This window comes from Brachybacterium sacelli (genome assembly GCF_017876545.1).
Classification (GTDB): Bacteria; Actinomycetota; Actinomycetes; order Actinomycetales; family Dermabacteraceae; genus Brachybacterium; species Brachybacterium sacelli.
Genome location: NZ_JAGIOD010000001.1, coordinates 694199 through 720663 on the forward strand (window position 1 = coordinate 694199; position 26465 = coordinate 720663).

Consider the following 26465-nt stretch of genomic DNA (forward strand, 5'->3'; position numbering starts at 1 on the left):
CATAGCGCTTTCCCGGATCCGGGGCGGGAAGGTGCCGAAGAGCTCAGCGTGCACTCCGCGGCCCGGTGGTGCCGCGCGGAACGAGGCGCACGGGCAGCGAGCCCTCGACCGGGGTGCGATGCGCCGAGGGATTCTCGATCCGGCGCACGAGCCGTTCGACGGCGGCGCGCCCCTGGGCCCGCTTCGGGGTGACCACCGTGGTCAGCCCGCCGCCGATGAAGCGCGACAGCGGGATGTCGTCGTGCCCCATCACCGACAGCTCGGCGGGCACGCGCACCCCGGCGCGCAGCGCGGAGACCAGGAACCCGAAGGCGACCAGGTCGTTGTAGCAGATCACAGCATGGGGAAGGGAGTCGCGCAGCTCCTCGAAGGCCTGCTCCCCGCCGACCGTGGTGGGCGGGAAGGGCCCGTGGCGCTGGACCGCCAGACCGTTGGCGCGGGCGGCGGCACGGGCGGCCCGCCAGCGTTCGCCGTCGGACCAGGAGTTCACGGGGCCGGCGACGTAGGTGACCGTGCGGATGCCGTTCTCGCCCAGGTGCGCCATGGCCTGCTGCATCCCGTGCTCGTAGTCCGGGGTCACGGAATCCAGGCCCGCGACGCGCCGATTGAGGACCACGACCGGGATGCGCTTGGTGAGGTGGTTCAGCGTCGCGTCGGAGAGCCGGGTGCCCGAGAGCACGATCCCGTCGACGACGTTGATGGCGCTCTCGAGGCTCGAACGCTCGCGCACCTCGTCCTCGACCGTGTCCAGCAGGAGCAGCAGGAAGTCCTGCTCGTGCGCGCTCTCCTGCATGCCGGAGACCAGCTCGGCGAAGTAGGGGTTGGTGAGGTCGGCGATCTCGATGCCGAGGCGGTGGTGGCGCTGCCCACGCTCCTGGGAGTCCGGGGCGGAGGTGCGGTAGTCGAGCTGCTTGGCCGCAGCCATCACCTTGGAGTGGGTGGCGGCGCTGACACGACCGGGACGGGAGAACGCGCGGGAGACGGTCGACGGGGCGACCCCGGCGGTCTTGGCGACGTCGTAGATCGTCACGCGCTTGTCCGCCACTCAGTCGCTCCGTCCTCGCCTGATCGGCGATGTCCTGTCGTCGCGGCGCGGCCCCGATGCTGCACGGAGTACGGTGGTTCGCGCCCGTTCCTGGGGAGGAACTCTACCCCGTGGAGACGGCAACCGGCGGCAACCGAGGCGTGCACCGCCCCGCGCAGGTTCCTCAGTGCGCTCCACCCAGCTCGACGAGCAGCACCCCCGCGACGATCAGCCCCATGCCCCCGAGCATCAGCGGCGTCAGCGCCTCGCGGAACAGGAGCCGCGAGAGCAGGGCGGTCAGCACGATGCCGGCCGCCGCCCAGACGCCGTAGGCGATGCCGAGCGGCATGCCGGTCGCGAGGGAGCCGGACAGGAAGGTGAAGGCGACGACGTAGCCGAGCGCCACCAGCAGGTACCAGGCGCGGCGACCGCCCGCAGCCACCCGCAGCGAGAGGGTCGCGGCGACCTCGCTGACCACCGCGACGATCAGCAGCAGCCAGCTCATGACGCCGCCGCCTCGCGGGTCGCCGCCCGGTGGGAGCCGATCTCGACCACCGCCACCCCAGCGGCGATCAGCACGATGCCGCTGATCTTCAGGGCGGTGAAGGGCTCCCCGAACAGCACGGCGGAGAGCACCGCGGTGAGCACGACGCCGCAGGCCGCCCACATCCCGTAGGCGACCCCGAGCGCCATCCCGCGTCGCAGCACGAGGGCGAGGAGCCCGAAGGAGAGGGCGTAGCCGAGGACCACCACGACGTAGAGCAGGGGGCGGTCGAGGGCGCCCCGCAGGGCGAGGGTCGCGGTGACCTCGCTGAGGATCGCTCCGACCAGGAACAGCCAGGCGGTCATGTCTCGCCGCCGAGCAGGTCCCGGGCGAGGGCGTGGATGGCACGGGCGTCCTCGGCGGGCACGTCGAGCTGCCCGGTGGCACGGTCGAACCAGAGCCCGTCGGCCATCAGGCGCACCGCGAGCAGGCGCTGTCGCTCGCCGGCCGGGGTCCCGGCGGGGATCGACAGCCAGCCGGCGAGCTGCTCCTGCCAGCGCGCGGTGAGGGTCACGCGCAGCCGCGGGTCGGCGAAGATCACGAGGTCGGCCGGGGAGAGCCGCGCCCAGCAGGCCCAGTCGAGGTAAGCGAGGAACCGGCGGCGGGCGGGCACGGAGGCGAGGTCCTCGACGCCTTCGGGATGGACGGCGTCGATCTGGGCGAGCACCTCCCGCTCGTAGCGATCGGCGATGTGGTCGAGGACGCCGCGCAGCAGGGCTTCCTTGGTGGAGAAGTGGTACATGAGCCCGGTCTTGGTGACCCCGGCGGCGCGCGCGGCCGAGTCCAGGGTCAAGGTGCCGTCGACGCCGAGGTGGGCCTCGGCGGCGTCCAGCATCGCCGCCCGGGCCGACGGCCGATGAGCGGGGCGAGGCGGGATATCTGCAGGCGCCATGGGCATCCCTTCCTCCTACGACGACGATGCCTCTACTTTACTGCCCGAATGGTCAACTAACAATGGGCTGGTTGGCGGTCGTGGTGTTCTACGGGTTGAACGGGATCGACCTCGAGGCGCGCGGTGACGACGCCTACGACCTGGTCATCGCCGTGGCCACGGGCCGAGCGGGCATCGACGAGATCGCTTCCGCCCTCTCCGACTGGCGGTGAGGACCTGTCACCTGATGGCCGGGGCGCCCCCGGCCGAGTCACTCCCCCGGCGCCGGGGCCCAGCGAGCGATCTGCGCGGCGAGATGCCCGGCGCCGTAGCCGTTGTCGATGTTGACCACACCGATCCCGGGCGCGCAGGCCGAGAGCATGGTGAGCGCTGCGGCGTGGCCGCCGGCGGCGACGCCGTAGCCGACGGACGTGGGCAGGGCGACGACGGGGGCGCTGATCTGCCCGGCGACCACGGTGGGCAGGGCGCCGTCCATGCCGGCGGCGACCACCACGCAGGCCGCTTCGCGCAGCTCGGGCAGGCGGGAGAGCAGGCGGTGGAGCCCGGCGATGCCGATGTCGGCGATGAGCCGGGTGGGGCGGCCGAGGTAGCGGGCGGTGAGCTCGGCCTCGCGGGCCACGGGGAGGTCGCTGGTGCCGGCGCAGGCGATGATCACCTCTCCCCCGCTCGGTGCGGGCGGCGCGGCGGGCCAGGCGAGCAGGTGGGCGTCAGCGTGGTGGAGGGCCTCGGGCAGGGCCTCGAGGATCGCGGCGGCCCGAGCGTCGTCGGCGCGGGTGAACAGGACCGGGCCGAGATCCTCGTGGCCGGCGGCATGCAGCCGCGCGTACTCGGCGGCGATGGTGCGCACCTGCTCGACGCTCTTGGCGTCGCACAGCACGGCCTCGGGTGCGCCGCGACGGCGGGAGCGGTCGAGGTCGAGCTCGAGGACACCGTCGATCAGCCCGTCGGCGGGGGTCTTCTCAGCCATGCGCGGCGGCGCCCTTGCCGATGATCTGCAGGGAGAACAGCCCCGAGCGGATGCCGTCGAGGTCGATCGTCACGTGCGCGAAGCCCGCCTCCTTGCCGGCGGTCGCGAGCGCGGCGCGGATCTGCGGTTCCATGGCGCGGGCCAGTTCGTCGGTGGGCAGCTCGATGCGGCCGACGTCGCCGTGGTGGCGCACCCGGCAGTCGCTGAAGCCCTGTTCGTAGACGGCGTCCTCGAGGTCGTCGATCTGGCGCAGCTTCTCCGGGGTGACGCTCTGACCGAAGGGGACGCGGGAGGCCAGGCAGGGTGCGGCGGGTTTGTCCGCGACCGGGAGCGAGAGGGCGCGGGCGACGTCGCGGACCTGCTGCTTCGTCATCCCGGCGCTCGAGAGCGGGCGCAGCACCCGGTGGCGGGTGGCGGCGCCGGCACCAGGACGGTCGTGCTTCGTGGCGTCGTCGGCGTTCTCGCCGTAGGCGACGGCGTCCACGTGGTACTCGCCGACGATGTCGTCGTCGATGCGGGTGAACAGCTCGTCCTTGCAGTGGAAGCAGCGGGAGCCGTCGTTCTTCTGGTAGTCGGGGTTCTCGCCCTCGCGGGTGGGGACCTCGACCACGTCGATCCCGATCACGGCGGCGACCCGGTGGGCCAGGCGACGTTCACGACGGGCGAGCGACGGGGAGACGCCGAGCAGCGCGACCACGTTCTCGGTGCCGAGGGCGCGCACGGCGAGCGCCAGCAGGGTCGCGGAGTCGACTCCGCCGGAATAGGCGACGCCGAGCCGCTGGACGGTGCTGAGCTGGGCGGCGACCGAGTCGGCGAGCGCGAGGGTCTCCCCTTCGAGCGCCTCGGGAGTCATGGACTGCGCCTCGAATCCCGTGTGACCGGGATGGAACAGCGAGGTGGGCGCCGACGCGTCGGCGCTCGGGCGGGCGGCCGACGGATCGAGCGGGCGGGCGGTGTGCTGGGGGTTCGCGGTCACAGGGACTGACGCTCCTCGGCGAGACGGAACAGGACCTCTCCGGCATGGTCGATGACGAGGGTGTCGGGGTCCTGACGCAGGGCCTCGAGGTCCAGGCTCGCGGGGTCGATGTAGGGGACGTTGTACTCGGCGCACACCTCGGGTGGGATGGAGGTGGCGAAGGATCGGCGCACCCGCTGGGTCTCCTCCCCGGTCTCGGGATCGTAGGTGCCCAGTCCCGTCACGTGCGTGGAGTGGGCGAGCTCGCCCCAGGGATGGTCCTGGAAGCGGTCCCACTGCTTCGTGAAGTACTCAATGTTGTGGTATCCGATATCGCGCAGACCGGGGTGCATGACGGCCACCTCGGTGATGTGCGGGGCGTAGAGGATGACCTCGCCGCCGTCGGCGCACACGGGCTCGGACTTGTAGAAGCCCTTGGCGCCGGTCCAGATGTCCTCGTACATCTCCGGCACCAGCGCCACGATCCGCTGGTAGGGCCGCTCGACGTAGGTGATGTGGGTGAGCGCGGAGATCTTCGCCATCGCGGCCCAGGCGGCCTGCGGGTCGCCGTAGGCGATCGCGTTGAGGTCCTGCCCGCCGGAGACGACGTCCATGGTGAAGCATTGCTTCTCGGCGTCGACGAGCTCGCTGGCAGCATCGACGAGCTGACGCACCGGGGTGATGCCGAGGGTGCCGATGATGCGGCTGGCGGTGATGAGCGCTCCGACCCAGTGGGAGATGTCGATGACGTCGTGCACGGAACATCCGGGGAAGAAGTACTTGTTGCCGCCGGAGAAGCCGACCACTTCGTGCGGGAACACGGGGCCGACGATCAGGTTCACGTCGGATTCGACGCACAGCCGGTTGATCTGCACCCGCATCGGGATATCGGTGAGCAGGCCGCCGGTGAGCTCGGCGATGCGCTCGGCGGAGATCTCACCGAGGTCTGCGATCTGCTCCGGATCGTCCCAGGCGTGGTTGACGACGCTCCACTCGGGATACGTCGCCTGTGCGCCGCGCTCGGTGGAGCCCAGGAGCTTGTCGATCGCCTCCTCGCTCATCGCTGCATGCGTGCCCAGCGCGATCAGCACGGTCACGGAGGAGGCACGGCCGGCGAGGGCGTCATGGATCGCGGGCAGCACCTTGGGCAGCGGGACGGAGCGGGTGCCGTCGGGGATGATCAGGCAGACGCTCTTGCCGTCGTAGTCGGCACCGGCGAGCTGTTCGGTGACGAAGCCGCGGATCTGCTCCTCGGTGAGGAGGCCGTCGGCGCCGCCGAGGAGGGCGGCTTGCTCGGCGAGGCCCTCGGGGATCGGGTCGATGGTGGGCGTCGTCGCGGTCGGCTCGCTCATCGCTCCATGATGCGCCGTCTGACCAGGGAAAGCCAAGGATGCTCGGCTGTTGCCATGGTCCTCGGCCGACAGGGCGAAGCGGCTCGGGACGCAGGGATGCGCTGCCCTCAGCCCCTGTGTTCAGTTGCTGACGGGGTCGTAGTCCGCGTCCGTCACGAACGACTCGAACTGTGCCTCGCTGCCGTGGAAGAGGTTCGAATCACCCGCGAAGGGGCCGGAATCCGAGTACTGCCAGATCTCCCACGCGTTCCAGGTGCCGGGGATCTCGACCCCCACGGGCGGATCCGGCTTGTAATGCGCCACGTGCAGCGGCGCGTTCTCCGGAGACCACTGCGGGCCGACCTGGTCATCCCAGAACCAGGCACCGGTGTAGACCACCGGGGTGCGGCCCGTCTCCTTCCGGTAGTGATCGATCCACTCCGTCACCCAGGCCTGGAGTTCCGCCTGGCTGAGGCCCCCGGGGTTGTCCTCGACATCGAGCATCCCGGGCATGGTGCGGCCGTCGTCGGTCCAGCCGCCGTCGTTCTTCAGGAAGAATTCGCACTCCTCGACCGGGTCGCTGTTGCCGGGCTCAGCCCAGTGGTAGGCGCCGTGCACGAGGCCCGCGTCGTAGGACCCTCCGTACTGCTGCGAGAAGAACTCGTTGGTGTACCAGTTCCCCTGGGTGGTCTTGCAGTAGGCGAACCTCGAGCCGAGCTCCTTCTGAGCGGCCCAGTCGACCTCCCCCTGATGCGAGGAGACGTCCTGGCCGCGGATCCCGGCATCCTCCGCCCGGGCCCGGGCGGGCGCCAGGGCGGCAGCAGTACCGCCGAGAGCGACGGCTCCTGCGGTGCCGAGCAGCGCGGAACGCAGGACGGTGCGGCGATCGATTCGGTGAGCGGGTCGGGCTGACACGGTGTTCATCTCGGATCCTTCTCTCCTCGTCGGGGCGGTTTCGCGCTTGCTCGCCGCCCGATCCCCTGCCGGGCGGTCCCTGCGACGCTATCGAATTCCGGTGACGACGAACACACCCCTCGCCCGGTTCTCCGCATCACCCCAGGTAGCGACAGTCGTTAAGGAGAGTCCCCGACGTTCCCGACGGAACGTGATCCGTACCCCAGGACCTCGGGAGACGGCGATACCGAACCCCGGGCGGACGCGCCGTGCCGAGGGGAAGATCCCTGCCTCCCCCACCGCGAGCCCGCTACGGCGCGCGCACGGACGACGAACTCGCCGAAATGGAGACCGGCAACGACCTCCGAGGTCATGGCAGATTTCCTGGGCAGGTGGCCGCAAATCCGGGTGCATCGGCCTCCCCTCGGACAGCCTTCGGCGCGCCCGGGGGCGGCGTCATACGCTGACCCCGTCACGGCGGTATCGGGCGGAGGATCGGAGATCGTGGGTGGACGATCAGGACGAGAGTCATCGACCTGCAGCACTGTTTTTCCCTGGCCAGAGCGTGGGGCTGGGCCTGGACGGTCGGGTCGAGGAGATCTCCCGACTGCTGGTCAAGGCACCGCTGGACGACATCCACGTCGATGGTCACAACTGGTTAAGGCAGCGATACCGGGAGTTCGTCCCGCTGATCCTGCCGACCGCCCTGCGGGCCGTCGAGCACGGTGCACCCCTGGATCCGACGGCTCTCGGCGCATTCCGCCGACTCGCTGCGGAGTGCGCCGCCGAACATCCCCGCGGCGATCTGTCGGTCGTCCTCCGGGGTGCGATCCCCGCCCTCCGAGTGTTCGCACTGGTGATGCAGGCTTTCGCGCAGGAGCCCGGCGCGCGCACGTTGCTGGCGATGAGCCGCGCGTCGCTCATCGCCCACGAGCTGTCCACCTGCTGGGTCGAAGCGTGGTGGAGTCGCGACAGCGAGCTCGCATCCCTATCCCCCGTCGCGGAGAACCTGACAGCCGAGGACATCGATCTGGTCCCCCGCACTCCCGATCTGGAGGAGAGCGATGAGCGCATGCTCGCCCTGGCCGCGCACGGCTTCTCGAACCAGGAGATCTCACAGGAGACCTCGTACAGCAAACAGGCGGTGGCATGGCGACTCGGGCGGCTGATGAAGGTGTGGAAGGCTCCGAACCGGACCGCGCTGGTGTCCTTTGCCTTCGCCAAGGGGTGGCTCCGGCCGCGCCCCGCACGTTCCCGACGGCGTTCACGATCGCGCGCTCTCGAGGCCAGCGACAACGAGTGAACTCCCGGAGAGCACCTGCTCTCCGGGAGTTCGACCGACTTGCGGGTCCCTGACGTGCGGGATCCCGGCACGCGGCATCTCGTCGTTCGGCGCGTCAGCCGCCGTTCACGCTGATGACGTCGTCGCTGGTGCGCTCCATGTTGCCGCGCACGCCCCAGTTGATCCAGCCGCCGTCACCATTGTTCGTGACCTTCCCGGGGCCGCTGAACCAGTAGATGACGTAGCTGCCGCCCTTGATGTCGATCGGCTCCGCATGCGCCACCTCACCCTCGACGCTGATGTCCTGGTTCTTGTTCACGACCGCGACAGTGAGGCGGTCGGGGTTGCCATCGTTGAGGTAGCCGACATCCAGCGCCGCCCTGACGGCGCCGCCGCGGTCGTCCTGATCGTTGACGGCGTCCGCGATCGCGTTGCCGATGGCGACCGGGTCGAGGTTGACGCTCACGTCGCCACCGACGTCCGCAGCCGCCGAGGACGGTGCGGGAGCGGCAGCCTGGGCCGCCTGGGCGGGGAGGGCAACAGCGGTGATCGATGCGCCGGCGACGACGGTGCCGGCCAGCAGCTTGGCGGTCTTCGAGGTAAAGGCGTTCATCATGCGCTCTCTTTCTCTTCGACGTGACCAGTGGTGGTCGTCCTGCTCGAACACCCTCAGCCTGTGGGTGGAGGCGGTCAGAACACCAGCCCTCACCGCTGACGTTGGTCGATCGACCAACGCATCCCCGCGAGAGTCGGGCAGACTGCCACGGCCGCGGGCGCAGTGGTACGGTCCCCCGGCGCCGAGCACTTCGGTACCGCATCTGGAGTGAATCGACCCGATCGCCGGGACGACAGCGACCCATGTCCTTCCGGGTGCTCGACGAAGGCGCCCGGCGTCCTCAATCTGTCTCGGCCCTCCGACCCGATGACTCCGCACTCTCGAGCGGCAGCCCGGGCAGGCCGTCGATGCTCCGCGCGTTCCGCTCGGCGCGGTACTGCGCCATGCCGTCCGCACCCTTCTTCTCGGCCCGCAGGCGGAGGAGGTCACGCTCACCGGTCTTCTCCATGATCGGAACGCCCCAGCCGCACGAGTCACTGATCCGGGTCACGTCCACGGTGATCACCGCTCGGGTGCTCGGATGCTCGGGGTGCCGTGCGACGACGTCCTCGAACGTGGCCTCGCCGGGCAGGAACACCTCGCCCGTGCCGTGCAGGCGAACGATGCGGGGCCGCTTGCCGTAGGAGGCGAACATGAGGCACACGCGGCCGTTCTCGCGTATGTGCGCGATGGTCTCGACTCCGCTGCCGGTGTAGTCGACCCAGGCGACCCGGTGGGGGTCCAGGACGGAGAAGGTGTCGTGCCCGCGCGGCGAGACGTTCACGTGCCCGTCGGCGCCGAGGGGTGCCGTGGCGACGAACCACAGGGGCTGTTCCTCGATCCATGAACGCAGGTTCGGATCTATCGCGTCGAAGACTTTGCCCATGCTCGGAGCGTAGACCTCCCACGAGGCGTGAGCGCAGAAAACGACGCGACGTCGGCGAGGAATCTTGCCAGGATGGCCGCCATGGATGAGGTCGAAGTCGTCGTCGCGCACAGTCAGCGCGCGACGCTGCGCGTCGGCGACGTGTTCCTGAAGGTGGACGTCGACGCGGCGCATGCCGACGTCGAGGAACGCGCCATGGCTCTGGCTCCCGTGCCCACGCCGAGGATCCTCTGGCGCCGGCCACCGGTCCTCGCGATCGCCGCCGTGCCCGGCAGAGCGCTCGGCGTTCTCGGCGAGCCCTCCCCCGCATCGCCGGCGGCATGGTCTGCAGCAGGCGCTGCGATACGGACTCTGCACGATGCGCCGCTGCCGCCGTGGGAGGGACACACGCTCGAGGACACCACAGAGGAACTCGATCGCGAGTGCTCGTGGCTGCTCGAGCACGACGTCCTGCCCGCCGAGGTCATCCGTCACAACCGCGAGATCGCGGAGGCGGCGCTCCGGCCGCGGCGACCGGCGTTCATCCATGGCGACCTGCAGATCACGCACGTCTTTATCGAGGACGACGAGGTCGTCGGCATCATCGACTGGTCCGAGGCCGCCCCCGGGGATGCCATGTTCGATCTGGCCACCGTGACCCTCGGGCACGAGGAGCATCTGGACGACCTGCTCGACGGCTACGGCGAAGGCGCGGACCCCCAGGTGATCCGTGCCTGGTGGTCACTGCGCAGCCTCATGGCGTCACGCTGGCTGATCACCCACGGCTTCGACCCGGACGCGCCGGGATGCGAGTTCGACGTCCTCAGGGCACGGATGCGGGAGACGTAGCGACTACTCGGCGGGTAGGTACCGGCGGCAGCAGAGGGGAATCTCCTGGCGGGACGTCGACGCTGGCAGGATGGACACATGATCGAGGGATCTCCGGCGAAGCGGCCGGCCAGCAAGCGGGCTCCCACGCTCCGTGACGTGGCGGAGCATGCCGGGGTGTCCTTCAAGACGGTCTCCAACGTCATCAACGACTACGAGTACGTGAGCGAGACGACGCGCGCGAAGGTCAAGCGATCGATCGCCGAGCTCGGCTACATCCCCCAGAACGCCGCCCGGCAGTTGAGGACCGGGGCGAGCAACATCTTCACGCTCTCGTTCCCGTCGCTGGCCTTCAGCTACTTCTCGGGCCTGGCCCAGGAGATCGTGGATGAAGCAGCGCGTCAGGACCTCACCATCGTGCTGCGCAACAACTCCGCCGGCCGGGAGGAGGAGATGAAGGTCCTGACCGGGTTCGACCATCGCCTCGGTGACGGGTTCATCTTCAATCCGCTCCTGGTCGGCGAGCAGTTCATCGCCGATCTGGAGGAGGTCCGCCAGCCCACGGTGTTCATCGGCGAGCACGTGCCCACCGACCGGCTCCCGGCGGGGTCGGACTACGTGCGGATCGACAACACCCGTGCGTTCGTGGAGCTCACCGATCACGTCATCTCTCGCGGGCGCCGTCGTCCTGCGTTCCTCGGGTCCTTGCCGGCGCCGAGTGCCAACCAACCGCATGGCTCGATGCGACTGCGTCTGGACGGTTTCCGCACCTCGGTCGCCACGCACGGCCTATCGGTGCAGGACGCGCCCGTGGTCGCGGTCGACCATTGGCACCGCCTCGATGCTCGCCGCGCGGTGAATCGACTGCTGGATTCCGACGGCGGGATCGACGCGATCGTGTGCGGCAACGACGAGCTCGCGCTGGGGGTTCTGGCAGGCCTGCGCGACCGCGGCCGGCGCGTGCCCGACGACGTGGCGGTGGTCAGCTACGACGACATCCCTGACGCCCAATTCACCAGCCCAGCTCTGACGTCGATCCGGCCGGACGTGCTGCAGATCGCCCGTGAATCGCTGTCGATGCTGACCGAAAGGGTTCGAGGATTCGACGGGCCGCCACGCACCGTCACCGTCCCGCATTACTTGATCGTGCGGGAGAGCTCGCCGCCGACCGTCCATCTACCCTGAGAGCGTGTTCACGAGATTCCAGAGTGCGGTGCCGAATCGCCGTGGGTCGTTCCCCGGGATCTTCGCGATGACGAACGGGCTTCGCGACTCCGGCCTGCTCAGCATGACTGATGCCGCGTGGGTGCGCACACAGAACGCATACGCCGAGCGCACCTACACCGACCCCAGCACCGTGGCGGCAGCCTGCTACGACGCGTCGCTCAATCCAGGCGCGCGTTCCTGGTTCAAGGACGACGCGACGGAGCTCCTGCAGATGGCGCGCCTCTACACGAGATTGCTCGACCGGCACGACGTGCCGTGGATCGAGCTCTGCATGTCGGATCCGGGCCGCACCGTCTATGAGGACGCAGTGCAGGTGGTGGCGGTTCCCTACACCTTCGAGGAGCACTGGCCACTGCGGGAGACCTCTGACTGAGGGTCCCGGTCGCTGACACCGCCCGACGGCACCGGACCGTCCAGCGCGCTCTCACCCGACGCCTCCGACGGAAGAACTCGATTGCCAGGGGCGGACCGGCCCCGAAAACTGAACCCATGCCGGACCAGCCGAACGACGGGACCATCCACCAGCACCCTCTGGCTTATCTCCTGGGGCTCGAAGGCGTCGCCCTGATGCGCGCCTTCGCCGGCGAGTACGACCGCGCGTTCACCGAGGCCAGAATCGCCGAGGTGCGCGAACTGCTCGAGCGCGCCGCCGAGCTCGGCCCCGGGGTCGACGTCCCTCCCCTGCCGGTGGCCGACGGCTATGACGGCTGGGCGGCGACCTACGACGGCGAGGACAACGGCTGCTTCCCGATGCGCGACGACGTACTCACCCCGCTGCTCGATGCCCTGGCGCCCGGTCGCGTGCTCGACGCCGGTTGCGGGACCGGTGCGGTCACCCAGCAGCTGGTGGACCGAGGGCACGACGTCGTCGGCGTCGACTTCTCCAAGGCCATGCTGTCGCGCGCCCGCACGGCGGTGCCCGAGGCCAGGTTCCTGGAGGGCGACCTCACCGATCTGCCGCTGCCCGACGCTGACGTCGACCACCTGGTGTGCAGCCTGGCGCTCACCCACCTCAGTGACCTGGGCCCGTTCTTCGCCGAAGCCGCGCGGGTCATGCGACCCGGTGGCCACCTGCTCGTGCTCGACACCCGCGGCCACTTCACCGGCTCACCGCGTTACCCGCTGGTCAAACAGTCGCCCGACGGTCGCACCGGTCACATCACGGGCCACAGTCACGGTCTCGGCGACTACCTGCGCGCAGCCCTGCCGCATGGTTTCGTGGTGCGCGCCTGCCAGGAGACCTACCTCGGCGAGGGCACGGTCGGGCCCGAGGAGACGGCCGCGCCGCTGACCCCCGGTCCGCCGAACATCTGGGAGTTGCACCCGTGGATTCCCGAGGCCACCAACGCGGCCAAAGCCGGGCAGGCGGCGGTCGTCGCCTGGGAGTTCGAGCTGCGGCCCGACGTCTGACGGGCCGCGCGGTGTTCACCAGGTAGGGCGGGCTCCGGGTGCGACATGAGGACACTGCGTCGACTCGTCTCCTCCACGTCTTTCACCGGAATGAGTCGATGACCTCCCCACCCCGAGCACCGGGCGGGATCGGTGATGAGCTCAGTCGAGAACAGCGTCGGCCTCTACCTCGATCAGCACGTCGGGCTCGAACAGATAATCGACACCGATCACCGACACAGGTGGCAGCGGGGTAGGCAGGCCCAACTCCTCCGTGACGCCCTCGATACCCGCCATGAAATCGGTGTACTTCTCGGGCCGCCAGTCGGTGACGAAGAATCTCAGGCGCACGACGTCGGAGAACGTCGCCCCGGCCCCCGCCAGTCCTCGCGCGGTGTTGCGCAGTGCGTGGGCGAGCTGGCCGCCCAGATCACCGGGAGCGACCGGGCGGCCCTCACCATCGCGAGCGATCTGCCCGGCCACCTGGACCTGGCGAGATCCCGTGGCGATGGAGACGTGGTGGTACGGGACGGGCTGGAACATGCCCTCGGGGGTCTGAAGCTGCACAGTCACGGGAATCCTTTCCGAGGTCAACATTGGTATCTCATGTCTACCTGGTATCCCAAGGGGACTTCAACGAGACTAGGTGTCATGGACGACACCGCCTCCGCACCTGTCCCGGCCCAGATCACCGCCGAGCAGCGCGAACTGCTGGACCAGGTATTGGACAGATGGTCGCTGCAGGTGCTCGACAAGCTCTGCGAGCGTCCGCACCGCTTCAATGAGCTGCGTCGCGCGATAACTGTGGTGACGCAGAAATCCCTCACCTCGACTCTCCGACGACTCGAGCGCAATGGCATGGTCGACCGTGTCGTCGTGGGGACACGACCTGTCGCCGTGGAGTACCACCTCACGGAGTTGGGCGCGACGCTGCAGGACCTCATCGACGCCCTGCTGAGATGGGCGTCGGGGAACATGGAATCAGTCCGTCATGCTCGTGCTCGCTTCGACGACGGTGGCCCTGCCTGACTCCTGCGGACGCTCGCCGAGAATCACGCGCTCTCTCGCGGGAAGAGGTTCAGCGGTGAGGAGCGACCGCCGACGACGCGCGCTTGATCTCCGCGGCAATATCCCCAGGCGCAGCAGATGAGGCATCGAGCACCAGGTCGAAGTCCTCGCGGTCGGCGATCCCGAAGTGTCCGCGGGCGTTCCCCCATTGCCGCCCCCGGGTGCGTCCGGCCTCGCGCTGCTCGACGACGCTGAGCGGGGCCTTCAGGTGCACCCAGTACGCGTGGAAGGAGGCAAGCTCCCGCTTCCACGCGGGGATGATCGATGAGTCCACAGGCATCTCGTCCAGGATCACGTTGTTGCCGCAGTCGAGCATCGCCCGCACCGAGGCGCGCATCCCGGCGAGAAGCCGCTCACCTGCCACTCCGTACCGGATCCTCGAGCGTGGCGAGCCGTCCGGGTCGGCGCTCTCCTCGTACCAGAATCCGGGCCCCGGGCCCCGCGGGTGGTCCTCCCAGTGCTGGGGGAACATGCTGAAGAAGTGGTCGATGCCCACCACCAGATGCGGCTCGGGCAGGATCTCCTGGAGTCGTGCGGCCACGGACGACTTCCCCACGCTCGACGTGCCCGCGAGGGCGATGACCCGACCGACCATGCACTGAGCGTAGCCCGCCGGTGCCGATGCGCCCTCCGCGGTCACCGGTGAACCTCCAGCACCGCGGCGAGCCCCTCGCGCAGATCATCGACGAAGTATTCCGGAACCTCCAGCGACGGGAAGTGCCCTCCGGTATCCGGCGTTCTCCACCGGACGATCTGTCGGAACCGCTCCTGCGCCCAGACGCGCGGCCACCGCTCGATGTCGCGGGGGTAGATCGTGATGGCCGACGGGACGTCGACCCGGAGCGCGGGGTCGAGCGAGTCATGGCTCTCGGAGTAGATACGGGCGGAGGACGCTCCTGTGCGCGTCAGCCAGTACAGCGTGACGTCGTCGAGAACGCGGTCTCTGGGGATCGTCTCGAACGGGCTGTCCGCGGTGTCCGTCCACTCGGCGAACTTGTCGAGAATCCAGGCGAGGAGCCCGACGGGTGAGTCGACGAGCGAGTAGCCGATGGTCTGCGGTCCCGTCGCCTGCTGCTTCGCATACGCCGCATGGAGGCCCCAGAAGTCACGAGATTCCGTGACCCACGCACGCTCCTGCGTAGACAGCCCGTCCATCGGCAATCCGGGCGGTGGCTGCGCGACGGTGGTGTGGATGCCGAGGACGTGCTCCGGGAATCTGCCGCCGAGGATCGTGGTGATCACGCCTCCCCAGTCGCCGCCGTGGGCGAGGAACTCGGTGTACCCGAGCCTGTCCATCAGCTGCACCCAGGTGGCCGCGATCTTCTCGATCCCCCATCCGGTGGTGGACGGCTTGTCGCTGTAGCCGAAGCCCGGCAGTGAGGGGGCCACGACGTGGAACGCCGGCGCGTCAGCGGCCTCCGGTTCAGCCAGTTCGGCAATGACCTGGGTGAACTCGGCGATACTCCCCGGCCAGCCGTGGGTGAGGATCAGAGGGGTCGCATCAGGGCGGGAGGATCGGCGATGCAGGAAGTGGATCTCCAGACCGTCGATGACGGTGCGGAACTGGCCGATCCGGTCCAGACGCCTCTCGAATGACCGCCAGTCGTACTCGGTGCGCCAGTAGTTCACGACGTCCGCGAGGTCGGCGAGGGGCACGCCCTGGTCCCATCGGCCGGGGCCGGGTGCAGCGCCATGGATCGTCTCGGCTTCCGGCAGTCGTGCGGCGGCCAGCCGCGCTCGCAGGTCCTCGAGGTCGGCGTCGGTGGCGTGGGACTCGAAGGCGTGCACGTCCCGGGAGTGGTGGTTCATGAGATGCCCCCTCCAGGAAGAGTCGCCATGGCGAGGAGGTGACGGCCACGGGTGGCCGCGGCGTCGGTGGTGCTCCGGTGCTGGGACATGACAACTCCTGGTCATGAGTGGATTCGGTTCGGGCCGGGAAAGAACCGGCTTAGACGGTTCTATCAGGGGTCGGGGTGAGCGCACAACCAGCTATGGTGGTTCCATGAGTTCCGGCTTCCCCGACTTCCGCCTCGGCACAGTGCTCGCGACCAGCTTCACGGCGACGCTGACGGAGCGTTGCGGCGATCCCGTGGAGCGGATCCCCACCCCGAACCGGCTTGCCGAGTGGCTGGCGGTGAGCGGCCTCGCCGTCAAGTCCTGCACCTCGGCTGAGCTCGAGCGCGCGCGCGAGCTGAGGGAAGCGATTCACACCACGGCGACCGCGGCTGCGCGTCACTCAGGCCTACCTGCCCCAGCTGTCGAGATCATCAATGACTGCAGCACCCGGAGTCGGGCCGCGGCAAACCTGACCTCCGAAGGAAACCGACACTGGAGGCTCAGCGCGACCTCCTCCGTGGACGACGCCCTCGGCGTCATCGCCGCCGACGCGATCAGCATCATCGCGGGTGAACGGGACGGACGGCTGGCGCTGTGCGCCTCGCCGACCTGCCAGGCAGCCTTTTTCGACACCAGTCGCAGTCGCACCCGCCGCTGGTGCGACATGAACACCTGCGGCAATCGCGAGAAGAAGGCGCGCTTCCATGCCGGGCGCCGCAAGGACCCGCGGTGAACCCGGTGGTCGCAGGTAGAGCCGTCGACGTCGCCGACATCCTGGCGCCCCCGCAACGCTGAGCGCGACCGCGAGAAGCCCCTGAGACACTGCGATCGTGACCCGAGCGGAACGGCTCCCATTCCCCCTACTTGACGAGCTCCCTGACGCCCTCCGTGGGGTGATCTTGGACTTCCACTGGAACCTCGAGCACTTGCACGCCCTGGATCTGCCCGACCGCACGATGCGAACGATGGCGACCAACGACCTGGCCTGGCACCTCGAACTGCCGTTCTGGGCGGACCGTGGCCAGCCGTTCCAGGTCTCACCTGCGGAGGTGCGTGCCTACCCGGATCGGTACGCCGAACAGTGGAGTCGAACGATGACGTGCGACCTCGCCTACCCGCTCGACTGCTATCTCGACCCACATGGACGAGTCACCGTGCTCGACGGAGTGCACCGACTCTTGAAAGCAGACGTCCTCGGCTGGCGGACAGTCAGCATCCACATCTTGCGCGAGTCGGATCTCGATGCGATAGCCGTTCCCCTGAAGCGACTGAGCTGACGTCAGCGACCGTCACTGTAGGCAATCTGCCCCGGTGGACGGCTCAGGGAGACCGCCAGGCAGACGAGGAGCCGGTACCGGTGCCGCGGCGTTCACCGGCCGATGAGACGGTTGAGGCCCTCCACGAAAACCTGGGCTTCGTCCTCGAGGTTGTAGTGCACTCGAAAGGACTGGCCGTTCCTCGCATGAACATTGACGGCACCGAACAAGATCCAACGGGTGACGGAGGCCCCCATGACATCTGCTGCAGGGACCTCCCCTCGCTTCGCCCACCCGCCGAACACGCCCTCGCGCAGACGCAGGATCCTACGGTCGGTCACAAGCAGTAGCGGATCCAGGAAGGTCCATCCGTTGCCGTCGAAGGCCAGGTGGACGAACTCGTCTGGAACGAGGAACTTCCTCAGGATGACTTCGTAAGCGCCTCGTGGCACCGGCTTCTCGGAGATTCGATCGAGCGCGAGGAACAGGGAGTGCTGATCGGGTGTGTTATTCACGAACTCAGCGTAGTGCGCCATCGGCATCTTCGACGGAAGCTGGGCAACCAGCCGCTCACCGGCCGATGAGACGGTTGAGGCCGTCCACAAAGGTGTCCGCTTCGGTGTCCGTCGTGTACTGCACCCGGAGCGCCTGTCCGTTCCGCAGGTGGATCTCGACCGTCCCGAACAGGAACCTGCGGTTCACAGAGGCTCCGAGCACGTCGCGAGCAGCGACCTCTCCGCGTTTACTCCACTTGCCGAACCCTAGGTCGCGGAGCCGCAGGATCCGCCGATCCGTGATAATCAGCATCGGATCCATGAAAGTCCACCCGTTGCCACGGAACGCCAGATGCACGATCTCATCCGGAGCGAGATACTTCGTCAGGATCGTCTTATAGGGCCCGTGCGGCTGTGGCCGGTCGTAGAGACGATCGATTGCGGTGAACAGGGAGTGCTGAGGATCTGCAGTACTGGGCACCTGACGAGTCTACCGACCCCTGCATGTCCGCCTCTGACATATCGATCGGGCTCCGTGGGTAGTTCTCCCCATGGTCGCTCCCTCGCATGCTGGGTAGGGTTCCGCGATGTACCGGACGTCGACGGGGGGAAACAGGGATGAGCGGGTTCTACGGGGCGGACACCGAACAGCTGCGATCGCATGCACAACTGTTGAAGGATCGGGCGAGCACGCTCAAGGATCTCCGCGAACGCCTGGATCCCCTGGTGATGGACGAATCGGCGTGGATGGGTGCCGACGCGGAGTCCTTCCGCGAGCAGTGGCGCGGCCAGACTGCAGGTCAGTTTGACCAGATCGGCGAAGGACTGACGGACCGAAGCAGCGACCTCGAGACGCACGCCGAGCAGCAGGACGAGGCCTCTACCGCGGAGGGTGAGGGTTCCGGCGGGTTCCTGGACTTCCTCAAGGACGCCTTCCCCTTCGCGAAGGGGCTCGTCGATGCGGTCAAGGGCACTGTACTCGGCGGCAAGAAAATCTGGGATGTTCTGTCGAACATGAAGAACCCAGACGAGCTCTTGAAGAAGCTTCGAGGGCTCAACGGCAAAGTCTTCGACAAGATCCTGGACAAGCTCGGCAGCTTCGATGAGCTCATGAAGAAGGCCCCCTGGCTGCTGAAGGGCGGAAAGGTCCTCGGCAAGCTCCTCCCCGGCCTGGACATCCTCGCCGGCGGCTGGCAGATGATCGACTCGATCAAAAGCGGCGACACCTTCCACGCGATCACGGGCGTAGTGACCGCCGTGGGCGGCATCCTCATCACCGCCGGCACGATCTGCGACATGACCGGTGTCGGCGCCGTCGTCGGCGTGCCCCTCCAGGTGATCGGGGGAGTCCTCGTGGGTGGCGCGATGATCGCCGATGGCGTGAAATGGGCCGTGGACAACTGGGACACCATCTCCGAGAACGCGAGCAAAGCCTGGGATGCCACCACGGAGTTCGCAGGAGACGCCTGGGATGCCACCACGGAAGCCGCGAGCGACGCCTGGGACGGTGCGACGGACGCTGCGAGCGACGCCGTGGACGGTCTCAAGGACGCCGCCGGTGGCGTGAAGAACGCCCTCGGGTTCTGAGTCTGCACACCGCGTAACCTCGCCCTTACCCCACCCACAGACCGTGAGGACCGCCGATGACCACCACCACGCCCGAGACCGCCGACCCGGACGCCCCCACATTCACCGTCACCGAGCGCGACATGCTCGGCGCCCTGCAGCTCCTGGCCCTCGCCGACGAGGAGGCCGAGGTCCAGTACGTGCTCTCGGACGAGGAGCTCCTCGCCCTCGACGGCCCGGATGCCCTGCGCGTGCTCGGCAGCCCCTACCTCGACCAGGACGGTGTCGACCGGGACACCGCGGCCGCGACCGCCCTGCGTGGGCTCATCGCCCGACGCATCGTCAACCCCACGGACCAGGCCCGCGAGGACGAAGGTGACCTGCTCATCGGAGAGGGCGATCCCACCTCGCGCATGATCCAACTCGAGCGCGGGCTGGCCGGGCTGCTGGCTCTGCGTCGGATCCCCGAAGCCATGGTCATCATCGAGCGCATGGCCTCCGAGGTCCGCACCACCCTCGGCCTGTACTTCTTCCCCGACGACGGTGTGCTCGAGGAATTCACGGCCTCGGACGGCTTCCACCATTTCACCGTCCCCACGCGCGCCGGACTCGCCGCGCGGCTCGCCCAGTTCGTCGACCCGCACGACTGCGCAGCGACCGACGGCGAGGTCGAGGAGATCACCGTGGCGGAGGTGACCTCCCTCGAGGGCCTCGAGGACACCCGTGCACTCTCCACCATCACGAGCATCGGCGACGAAGACGCCTCGCGCGCCACGATCTTCGCCCTGTCGGACCGTCTGCGTGTGGTCGACAACGGACCGGCCGATGACGAGGGGGCCGACCCATCACCTGAGACCGCGCTGGCTATCAGCGACGTCTCGCCGGACTCCCTGCGCGAGATCCTCGAGACACTCCTGCCGGAGCTGCCCGCCGACGAGCCCGACAGCGGTCCCGGCGACGTAGAGGCCTGACGACTACCGGTTCTCCCCGCGCGCCCTCTGTCGCTTCTGGCGCGAGAGCTCGATTCCCATGGACAAGGTGGCGCCGGCGAAGGCTTCCTGCCCGACGAGCGAACGCCGCCCCGCCCCGTCACAGGCGGGGCCTTCGAGCACGGTACAGAGGTGACCACTCCCCTCGACGAAGGGCGCCTCATGGCCGCCGTGCTGACCATCTACGGCAGATCCGACTGCCGGGGCTGCGACGCCCTGGTCCGGCGAGCCATCCGCCGCGGCGTGCCCTACCGCTACGTCGACCTCGAGCGCGACGCCGGGGCCAGAGCCCACGTCCGCACGCTCGGACTCGACGAGCTGCCCGTCGGCGAGGTCGGCGAAGTGCGGTTCAGCGGGGTCAGGTACGACCTCGTCGACGCCTTGGCCCATCCTGCAACTCCTCACCCCCTCCACGGCCATCCTTCTGACCTGCACTGATGCGCAGGGCAAGATTCCTGGGCGGCTCCGTCCTCTGCGGGCAAGGTCCAGGGCAAGGTCCTCTCGACAGCATGGCGGCACCACCTCGGATCCCCTGCGGAGGAATCACCATGAACACCCTCACCACGGCCCTCGACGCCGCTCTCGAGACGATGCTCGCCGACGAGCTGACCGAGTCCGTCGGGGCGGCGCGCACGGTCGCCGAGCTGCTGGAGATGCTGGCGTTGCGCGACGACGACCTCACCGACCAGGTCCTGCACGCCCTGCTGTCCCGCGTCGGCTCGGACCCGCAGGCACGGGAGCTGCTCCTGCACATCATGGGACCGGCGCTCCGCGCCCTCGCCCGCAAGCACACCCGTTACTGCCACGGCACGAAGAGTCCCACCGACGCGTTCTGCACCGTCGTGGAGGCGTTCTACGACGCCCTGGCAACCCCGTCCGTCCAGGCGAAGACCACCCGGGTGGCCGCTCGGATCACGGGCCAGACGCGCACGGAGCTCGCCCGACTGATCGCGGAGGAACGGGCCTCGCGCACCGCCTACCCGCCGCACGTGCTCGATGTCACGCACTCACGGCAGTCTCCCCCAGGTGGATCGAGTGCCCACGAAAGCCAGATGGCCCTTCTCGAGGGTCTCGCGCAGGCACGAGAACGCCAGGTCATCTCGCAGGACGAGGCGCGCTTCCTGCTCGCCGTGCACTCGCCCGGAACCGGCTTGGATCTCGTCACAGATTGCCGTCTGGGAGGCCTTTCGCCCGCCGCGGTTCGCAAGCGCTCCTCCCGTCTGGTGCGACGCCTCGCCGAAGCCGTCTCGCACGACGACGAGCTTCGCGCGGGCATGGTGGACGCGGCCGCATGACCCCCTTCCTCTGCAGGTCACGCCTCACCGTGTCGTGCCCCTCCCAATCGATGGTTCGGGCCGTCTTGGGGCGCCGCGGCGAGGGTGCGGACCGGTCGCCGGGCCACGCACACGATGCCGCGCCTTCCACGCCGATGACCGACCGGTCACCGACGGCATTTACGATGAGGTCGACATCGTCACCACCGCCCGCCAGAGCACCGTCGCGCGCGGCGGGCCGTGACGTCCAGCAGTCCGGGGTGGACCTGCTGCCCACGATCGTCATCCTCCGAGAGCACACCAGGAGCAGTCCATGTGCGAGGCCCTCTCGCCGCGTCAACGCGTCCGCGCGCCCGAGGCATCCCTTCCCGTCGTGACCGCACGGGGCGAACACCCCCGCCTGCGGAACGCCGAGGGCTGAACTCCGAAAGGAAAACTGCCATGCCCCTGCTGTCCACGAGCACGCCGAAGGACGCCGAAACCGGCCCGGAGGACGCTGAGCACACTCCCGTCCCCGTGGCACCCTCCGGCTCCTTGCTGCGCAGACGGCGCCGACCGGCCCTGATCGCGCTGGGCATCGCCCTGATCGTGGTCTGCGGCCTGGGGACCTACTGGGTCGTGGACCGGCTGTCGACGACCAGCCAGGTCGTCGTCGCGGCCGCGGACGTCCCCGAGGGCCAGGTCCTGAGCGCCGATGACCTCACCACGACAGAGGTGAACGTCCCGGCCGGCACCTCCGTCGTCTCGGGAAGCGATCTCGAGTCGCTGGTCGGTCAGCGCGCCGCCTCCCCGCTGCACGAAGGGGCGCTGCTCTCCCCCGGGCAGGTCAGCGAGGAGAACTTCCCCGCCCCCGGCACGGCCGTGGTCGGCATCCGGGTCACGGCCGGTCAGATCCCGGCGAACGACGTCGAGCCCGGGGACTCCGTCCAGATCGTCGGCACGCCCCGGGAGGGCGACGACCCGCCCACGGGCGATGCCCCCGTCGTCAACGGCACCGTCCATGCTGTCGCTTCCCCCACCTCCGAAGGCGTGATCGTGGTCGACGTGCTGGTCGAGGAGGAGCGGGCCGCGACGCTCACCTCGCTGTCCGCCACCGGCAGGATCGGTGTCGTGCTCCTGCCCGAGGAGCAGTGACATGCTGATCTCCCTGACCTCCGTCTCCGGATCCCCGGGCGTGTCCACCACCGCCGTGGGCCTGGCCCTGATGTGGCCCCGCGACGTGATCCTGCTGGAGGCCGACACCGTCGGCGCCTCCCCCACACTGGCCGGGTTCTTCGCAGGCAGCGTGCCGCCGAAATCCACGGTTCTGGACCTGGTGCCGGGCGCGGACTTCGAGGAACAGCTCATGAGGCGGTCCCTCCCCCTCACCGAGGAGCAGTCCCCGCTGCGCCGTCTGGTCCCTGGGATCAGCAATCCTCTGCACGGCAAGGCGCTGTCGACCCGTTGGGACGCCTTGGCCCTGGCGCTGTACGACCTGGACCGGGCCGGGATCGACGTGATCACCGACATCGGCCGGATCCACTCCCCGTACCTGGCCGCGCCGATCCTGCAGGCCTCCGACGTCTCGGTGCTGACGCTGCGACCGACGATCACCTCGACCCTGACCGCACGCACCACGATCAAGCACCGTCGCCTCGCCGAGGACGACGGGCTCTCCGCCCCTGCCTTCCACCTGCTGACCGTCTCGGCGCCCGACACCTACTCCCCCTCCGAGACCAGCCGGGCGCTGCACCATCCGACGGTGGGCTCGCTCCCCTGGGCCCCCAAGCACGCCGCGGCGCTCGCCCACGGCCGCCCCCGGCCACGCGGCTTCGACACCAGCTCCTACGCGCGCAACCTGCGCTCGCTCGCGGATGCGATCTCGGCCGCCGGGCAGAAGCGCCGCACCGCGATCCAGACCCTCCGAGGTGCCACCCGATGACCCCGCAGCAGCCCCAGGCACAGGACCTCCCCGACTTCGAGGGCCTGGCCCTCGTCGACCTCGACGACGACCTCCTGGCCCCGGCCCCGCTCGCGCCGTCGGCCACGAAGGATGACACCACGGTGCGGCGCCCTGCCACCGCACCGGCCGCCTCTCCGGCAGAGGCGGACCAGGGTTTCCGGGACTGGACCGTCGTGGACCTGATCCGCGGCGAGGTCGCCGACGCGCTGGCCGAGGAAGACTCGCCGGGCACCGATGACGAGGACCGTCGAGCCCGCGCGATCTCCCTCATCGGGCACTACATCGACGACGAGGAGAACCGTCGCCTGGACCAGGGGCTCGTGCAGTGGAGCAATGCCGAGCGCCGCGCGATCACCCAGGCCGTCCTCGAATCTCTCTTCGGCTTCGGCCGCCTCCAGCCGCTGCTGGACGACACCAGCATCGAGAACATCGAGATCTACGGGTACGACGACATCCTCGTCCAGCACACCGACAACGCCTTCTCCGAGGCGGAGCCCGTCGCCGAGAGCGACGAGGACCTGCTGTCCACCCTCTCGTTCTACGCGGCGAAGATCGGCCGCTCCTTCGACCCCGCCCACCCCCGGCTCCACATGAGCCTGGGGCCGACGGCCCGTCTCCAGGCCACCGGCTGGGTCATCGACCGACCCGTCGCCACGATCCGCATCCACCGCCTCGTCGACATCTCCCTGAACGACCTGGTGGACCTGGGGATGATGCCCACCGAGCTCGCCCGGTTCCTCCGCGCGGCGGTGCGAGCCCGCAAGTCGATCATGATCGGCGGTGCCCAGGGTGCCGGAAAGACCACGCTGCTGCGAGGACTGATCAACGAGATCGACGCCTGGGAGAAGCTCGCGACCCTCGAGTCGACCTACGAGCTGCACCTCGACCAGCTCGGCAAGGAGCGCCACCGTCGCCTGATCGCACTCGAGGCCGTGCCCGGCAGCGACGAGAAGGACGCCAACGGCCGCCCGATCGGCGAGATCACCATGGACGACTGGGCGCGCGACACCTTCCGCATGAACCTGGACCGACTGATTGTCGGCGAGATCCTCGGCCCCGAGGTGATCGCGATGTTCGAGGCGATGCAGACCGGTGCCGGCAGCCTCTCCACGATCCACGCCAAGTCCAGCGCGGCGATCCCGGAGCGCATCGTGACCCTCGCCCGCAAGGACGGCCGCGTCACCGAGGACTTCGCCCGCCGGCAGGTGGCCGAGAACATCGACCTCGCCGTCTACGTCGACGTCGTCAAGACCCGCAATCCCTGGACCGGGGAGTCATCGCTGACCCGTCGCATCACCGATGTGACCACCTACCAGCCGGGCGAGGGCGGCCGCGTGGCGTCCACCCAGCTGTGGAGCCTCGAGGATGATCGTCTCGTCCCGCACCTCTCCCCGGAGTGGATCGAGGACCTCCGCCCTCATCTCGACGACGAGGAGGCCGCCTGATGACGGAGGACCCATGCTCCCTCTGACCGCCGCCCTGCTCGCCCTGCTGGCCGGGGCAGGTCTCTGGCTGACCATCGCCGGGGCCCGGCGCACCGCCGAGCCCGTGAAGCGGCCCCGCGCCCGGCAGCTCTCGCGCGGACGCCGCACCCAGTTGCGCCGGGTGCTGGTCGGCGTCGTGATCGGGCTGCTGCTGTGGCTGCTGACCGGGTACTTCGTGGCGGTCCTCGCCGTGCCGGTGCTCGCGCTGCTCGCGCCCCAACTGATCCCCCACTCGACCGGGAAGTCGACCATCGATCGGCTCAACGCCATGGAGGAGTGGGCCCGCTCCCTGACCGGTCTGCTCGGCGCTGCCGCCAGCATCGAGCAGGCCATCGTCGCCTCGCGAAGCTCCGCCCCCGAAGCCCTCAAGGAGGAGATCGGGATGCTCGCGGCCAGGCTCCAGGCGGGCATCCCCGTCGAACGGGCACTGGAGAACTTCGGCGACGACCTCGACGATCCCACGGGAGACCTCCTGACGGGCTCGCTCATCCTGGGCACCAGGCGCCGGGGTGCCGGGCTCACGCGGATCCTCGAGGGCACCGCCCAGACCATCTCCGACGACGTCGCGGCCCGCCGCCAGATCGAGGCCGATCGCGCCAAGCCCCGGGCGAACGCCCGCCTGATCACGGTGATCTCCCTCGTGGTGGTCGTCGGCCAGTTCGTCCTCAATCCCGATTACGTCGAGCCGTACCAGACACCCATGGGACAGATCGTGCTCGTCGTCCTGGTGGCGATCTTCCTCCTCGCCCTGTGGTGGATGAACCTGGTCTCCCGTGAGCCCCGGTCCCAGCGGCTGCTCCGACCGTCGGGAGGTGCCTGATGGTCCCCGTGATCCTGCTGCTCGGCGGAGGGATCGGCGTCGGCGTCCTCCTGATCCTTCGCGCTCTGGTCCCTGCGCCGCCCGCGCTGCCGGCCGCCCTCGAACGCCTCGGCTCCTCGACCCCGTCGGCGCAGGAGGCGACTCCGCCTCCCCGCGGGCTCGAAGAGCGCCTGGGTGCCTGGGCGGAGCGGGCGACGTCCCAGCTCCCACTGGTCGTGACCCCGGAGCGCGATCTGGCGCTCATCGACTGGTCCGTGCGCAAGTTCTACGGGCAGAAGGGGATCGCCGCTCTGGCCGGACTCCTCTTCCCGGCGCTCATGACGGTCATCGCGTACATCGCCGGCCTCACGTTCCCGATCCCGATGACCGTCGGCGTCATGCTGGTGCTGGCCGTGGCCTTCTTCTTCCTCCCCGACCTCGAGGTGCGCCAGCGGGCCGCGAAGCGGCGCAACCACTACCGGCGCATCATCGCCGCCTACGTCGACTTCGTCGCGCTCGCCCGCATCGGCGGCGCCTCCGCCACCCAGGCGATGAAGGATGCCGCGGTGATCGGGGACAACGAGCTGTTCGTACGGATCCGTCAGATGATCGAACGTTCGCGGCTGCGGGGGACCTCCGCCTGGAACGACCTGCGCGAGCTCGGCGACGAGCTCGACGTCAACGAACTGCACGAGATCGCCGACATCGTGCGGCTCTCGGGGGAGGAGGGGGCCTCGATCTGGGAGAACCTCCGCTCCCACGCGCATTCGATGCGCAATGCCCAGCTGCGGTCCGAGCAGGGCTCGGCCAACGCCCGGTCGGAGACCATGTCGCTGCCGCTGGCAGTGCTGGCCTTCGCCTTCATCGGGCTGCTGATCACCCCGTCCCTGCTCACCCTGGTCTCGTCATGACGACCCCGACGCCGAGTGGACGCCTGTCAGAATATCCGCGGATCCGGTCACAG

33 protein-coding genes are annotated in these 26465 nt (G+C 69.0%); 18 read left to right on the top strand and 15 right to left on the bottom strand.

Annotated features, from left to right (window positions below; genetic code table 11):
- Positions 1-43: 43 nt before the first annotated feature.
- The 4 genes from JOF43_RS02955 to JOF43_RS02970 all read right to left on the bottom strand — a co-directional run bounded on the left by JOF43_RS02955 (position 44) and on the right by JOF43_RS02970 (position 2460).
- Entirely contained in the window at positions 44-1045 is a 1002-nt protein-coding gene (locus tag JOF43_RS02955; protein WP_209898866.1) for a LacI family DNA-binding transcriptional regulator, read from the bottom strand.
- Positions 1046-1208: 163 nt separating this feature from the next.
- Positions 1209-1529: a DMT family transporter gene (locus tag JOF43_RS02960; RefSeq protein ID WP_209898869.1), complete on the bottom strand. Its 321-nt coding sequence runs from the start codon at positions 1527-1529 to the stop codon at positions 1209-1211.
- Positions 1526-1873, bottom strand: a complete 348-nt coding sequence (locus tag JOF43_RS02965) for a DMT family transporter (protein ID WP_209898872.1) — start codon at positions 1871-1873, stop codon at positions 1526-1528. Before JOF43_RS02965 ends, JOF43_RS02960 begins: the two co-directional genes overlap by 4 nt.
- Positions 1870-2460 carry a TetR family transcriptional regulator gene (locus JOF43_RS02970; RefSeq protein WP_209898875.1) on the bottom strand — a complete coding sequence of 197 codons (591 nt, stop codon included), beginning with the start codon at positions 2458-2460 and terminating at the stop codon, positions 1870-1872. The genes JOF43_RS02965 and JOF43_RS02970 overlap by 4 nt, the downstream gene beginning before the upstream one ends.
- A 62-nt stretch (positions 2461-2522) precedes the next feature.
- Between JOF43_RS02970 and JOF43_RS02975 the strand changes: the two genes are divergently transcribed.
- A complete protein-coding gene (locus JOF43_RS02975) occupies positions 2523-2672 on the top strand; it encodes a hypothetical protein (protein ID WP_245353997.1) in 150 nt (49 codons plus the stop codon).
- A 38-nt stretch (positions 2673-2710) separates the two neighbouring features.
- Here JOF43_RS02975 and larB read toward each other — a convergent pair whose 3' ends face one another.
- From larB to JOF43_RS02995, 4 genes are all read right to left on the bottom strand, one after another.
- Entirely contained in the window at positions 2711-3427 is a 717-nt protein-coding gene (gene larB, locus JOF43_RS02980) for a nickel pincer cofactor biosynthesis protein LarB (protein WP_209898879.1), read from the bottom strand.
- Positions 3420-4403, bottom strand: coding sequence for an ATP-dependent sacrificial sulfur transferase LarE (gene larE, locus JOF43_RS02985; RefSeq protein ID WP_342592072.1), 984 nt, complete (start codon positions 4401-4403; stop codon positions 3420-3422). Before larE ends, larB begins: the two co-directional genes overlap by 8 nt.
- Positions 4400-5734, bottom strand: coding sequence for a lactate racemase domain-containing protein (locus JOF43_RS02990; protein ID WP_209898882.1), 1335 nt, complete (start codon positions 5732-5734; stop codon positions 4400-4402). Before JOF43_RS02990 ends, larE begins: the two co-directional genes overlap by 4 nt.
- A 120-nt stretch (positions 5735-5854) precedes the next feature.
- Positions 5855-6637, bottom strand: coding sequence for a GH25 family lysozyme (locus tag JOF43_RS02995; protein ID WP_209898885.1), 783 nt, complete (start codon positions 6635-6637; stop codon positions 5855-5857).
- A gap of 478 nt (positions 6638-7115) precedes the next feature.
- On the opposite strand from JOF43_RS02995, the gene JOF43_RS03000 reads away from it, so the two are divergent.
- Positions 7116-7910, top strand: coding sequence for a helix-turn-helix transcriptional regulator (locus tag JOF43_RS03000; RefSeq protein ID WP_209898889.1), 795 nt, complete (start codon positions 7116-7118; stop codon positions 7908-7910).
- Positions 7911-8004: 94 nt separating this feature from the next.
- Here JOF43_RS03000 and JOF43_RS03005 read toward each other — a convergent pair whose 3' ends face one another.
- Positions 8005-8505: a hypothetical protein gene (locus JOF43_RS03005; protein ID WP_245353998.1), complete on the bottom strand. Its 501-nt coding sequence runs from the start codon at positions 8503-8505 to the stop codon at positions 8005-8007.
- A 280-nt stretch (positions 8506-8785) separates the two neighbouring features.
- On the bottom strand, positions 8786-9370 hold the full coding sequence (locus JOF43_RS03010) for a pyridoxamine 5'-phosphate oxidase family protein (protein ID WP_209898892.1): 585 nt from the start codon (positions 9368-9370) through the stop codon (positions 8786-8788).
- An 81-nt stretch (positions 9371-9451) separates the two neighbouring features.
- On the opposite strand from JOF43_RS03010, the gene JOF43_RS03015 reads away from it, so the two are divergent.
- The 4 genes from JOF43_RS03015 (at position 9452) to JOF43_RS03030 (ending at position 12814) form a co-directional block, all read left to right on the top strand.
- Positions 9452-10198 carry a phosphotransferase family protein gene (locus JOF43_RS03015; protein WP_245353999.1) on the top strand — a complete coding sequence of 249 codons (747 nt, stop codon included), beginning with the start codon at positions 9452-9454 and terminating at the stop codon, positions 10196-10198.
- A gap of 78 nt (positions 10199-10276) precedes the next feature.
- Positions 10277-11362 carry a LacI family DNA-binding transcriptional regulator gene (locus JOF43_RS03020; protein ID WP_209898898.1) on the top strand — a complete coding sequence of 362 codons (1086 nt, stop codon included), beginning with the start codon at positions 10277-10279 and terminating at the stop codon, positions 11360-11362.
- A 4-nt stretch (positions 11363-11366) separates the two neighbouring features.
- Entirely contained in the window at positions 11367-11777 is a 411-nt protein-coding gene (locus JOF43_RS03025; RefSeq protein WP_342592073.1) for a hypothetical protein, read from the top strand.
- Between the two features lie 116 nt (positions 11778-11893).
- Positions 11894-12814: a class I SAM-dependent methyltransferase gene (locus tag JOF43_RS03030; protein WP_209898903.1), complete on the top strand. Its 921-nt coding sequence runs from the start codon at positions 11894-11896 to the stop codon at positions 12812-12814.
- Positions 12815-12955: 141 nt separating this feature from the next.
- On the opposite strand, the gene JOF43_RS03035 is transcribed toward JOF43_RS03030, so the two are convergent.
- The gene (locus JOF43_RS03035; protein ID WP_209898906.1) at positions 12956-13366 is read right to left on the bottom strand and encodes a RidA family protein; all 411 of its coding nucleotides are present in this window, start codon (positions 13364-13366) and stop codon (positions 12956-12958) included.
- Between the two features lie 78 nt (positions 13367-13444).
- Between JOF43_RS03035 and JOF43_RS03040 the strand changes: the two genes are divergently transcribed.
- On the top strand, positions 13445-13822 hold the full coding sequence (locus JOF43_RS03040; RefSeq protein WP_209898909.1) for a winged helix-turn-helix transcriptional regulator: 378 nt from the start codon (positions 13445-13447) through the stop codon (positions 13820-13822).
- Between the two features lie 49 nt (positions 13823-13871).
- Here the strand turns inward: JOF43_RS03040 and JOF43_RS03045 are convergent, their stop codons facing one another.
- Positions 13872-14456, bottom strand: a complete 585-nt coding sequence (locus JOF43_RS03045; protein ID WP_209898912.1) for a phosphotransferase-like protein — start codon at positions 14454-14456, stop codon at positions 13872-13874.
- A gap of 41 nt (positions 14457-14497) precedes the next feature.
- On the bottom strand, positions 14498-15670 hold the full coding sequence (locus JOF43_RS03050) for an epoxide hydrolase family protein (protein ID WP_209898915.1): 1173 nt from the start codon (positions 15668-15670) through the stop codon (positions 14498-14500).
- A 193-nt stretch (positions 15671-15863) separates the two neighbouring features.
- Between JOF43_RS03050 and JOF43_RS03055 the strand changes: the two genes are divergently transcribed.
- Both JOF43_RS03055 and JOF43_RS03060 read left to right on the top strand, forming a co-directional pair.
- Positions 15864-16430, top strand: coding sequence for a CGNR zinc finger domain-containing protein (locus JOF43_RS03055; protein ID WP_209898918.1), 567 nt, complete (start codon positions 15864-15866; stop codon positions 16428-16430).
- 97 nt (positions 16431-16527) lie between these two features.
- A complete protein-coding gene (locus JOF43_RS03060) occupies positions 16528-16974 on the top strand; it encodes a hypothetical protein (RefSeq protein WP_209898921.1) in 447 nt (148 codons plus the stop codon).
- A gap of 92 nt (positions 16975-17066) precedes the next feature.
- Here JOF43_RS03060 and JOF43_RS03065 read toward each other — a convergent pair whose 3' ends face one another.
- Together JOF43_RS03065 and JOF43_RS22430 are read right to left on the bottom strand one after the other, a co-directional pair.
- A complete protein-coding gene (locus tag JOF43_RS03065; RefSeq protein ID WP_209898924.1) occupies positions 17067-17468 on the bottom strand; it encodes a PH domain-containing protein in 402 nt (133 codons plus the stop codon).
- Positions 17469-17523: 55 nt separating this feature from the next.
- Positions 17524-17928, bottom strand: coding sequence for a PH domain-containing protein (locus JOF43_RS22430; RefSeq protein WP_209898927.1), 405 nt, complete (start codon positions 17926-17928; stop codon positions 17524-17526).
- 137 nt (positions 17929-18065) lie between these two features.
- Between JOF43_RS22430 and JOF43_RS03075 the strand changes: the two genes are divergently transcribed.
- From JOF43_RS03075 to JOF43_RS03115, 9 genes are all read left to right on the top strand, one after another.
- Complete coding sequence (locus JOF43_RS03075; RefSeq protein ID WP_209898930.1) at positions 18066-19034, top strand: WXG100 family type VII secretion target; 969 nt, start codon at positions 18066-18068, stop codon at positions 19032-19034.
- Between the two features lie 56 nt (positions 19035-19090).
- Entirely contained in the window at positions 19091-19984 is an 894-nt protein-coding gene (locus tag JOF43_RS03080) for a hypothetical protein (RefSeq protein ID WP_209898933.1), read from the top strand.
- 150 nt (positions 19985-20134) lie between these two features.
- Positions 20135-20440 (top strand): glutaredoxin family protein, encoded by a 306-nt coding sequence (locus JOF43_RS03085; protein ID WP_209898936.1) that lies wholly within the window; start codon positions 20135-20137, stop codon positions 20438-20440.
- A gap of 110 nt (positions 20441-20550) precedes the next feature.
- Entirely contained in the window at positions 20551-21297 is a 747-nt protein-coding gene (locus JOF43_RS03090; RefSeq protein WP_209898939.1) for a hypothetical protein, read from the top strand.
- Between the two features lie 420 nt (positions 21298-21717).
- The gene (locus tag JOF43_RS03095; protein ID WP_209898941.1) at positions 21718-22410 is read left to right on the top strand and encodes an SAF domain-containing protein; all 693 of its coding nucleotides are present in this window, start codon (positions 21718-21720) and stop codon (positions 22408-22410) included.
- Between the two features lies 1 nt (position 22411).
- Complete coding sequence (locus tag JOF43_RS03100; RefSeq protein WP_209898944.1) at positions 22412-23197, top strand: MinD/ParA family ATP-binding protein; 786 nt, start codon at positions 22412-22414, stop codon at positions 23195-23197.
- Positions 23194-24663, top strand: a complete 1470-nt coding sequence (locus tag JOF43_RS03105; protein ID WP_209898947.1) for a TadA family conjugal transfer-associated ATPase — start codon at positions 23194-23196, stop codon at positions 24661-24663. Before JOF43_RS03100 ends, JOF43_RS03105 begins: the two co-directional genes overlap by 4 nt.
- 13 nt (positions 24664-24676) lie before the next feature.
- Positions 24677-25522: a type II secretion system F family protein gene (locus JOF43_RS03110; protein ID WP_209898950.1), complete on the top strand. Its 846-nt coding sequence runs from the start codon at positions 24677-24679 to the stop codon at positions 25520-25522.
- Positions 25522-26412, top strand: coding sequence for a hypothetical protein (locus JOF43_RS03115; protein ID WP_209898953.1), 891 nt, complete (start codon positions 25522-25524; stop codon positions 26410-26412). The genes JOF43_RS03110 and JOF43_RS03115 overlap by 1 nt, the downstream gene beginning before the upstream one ends.
- The last annotated feature ends 53 nt before the right edge of the window (positions 26413-26465 follow it).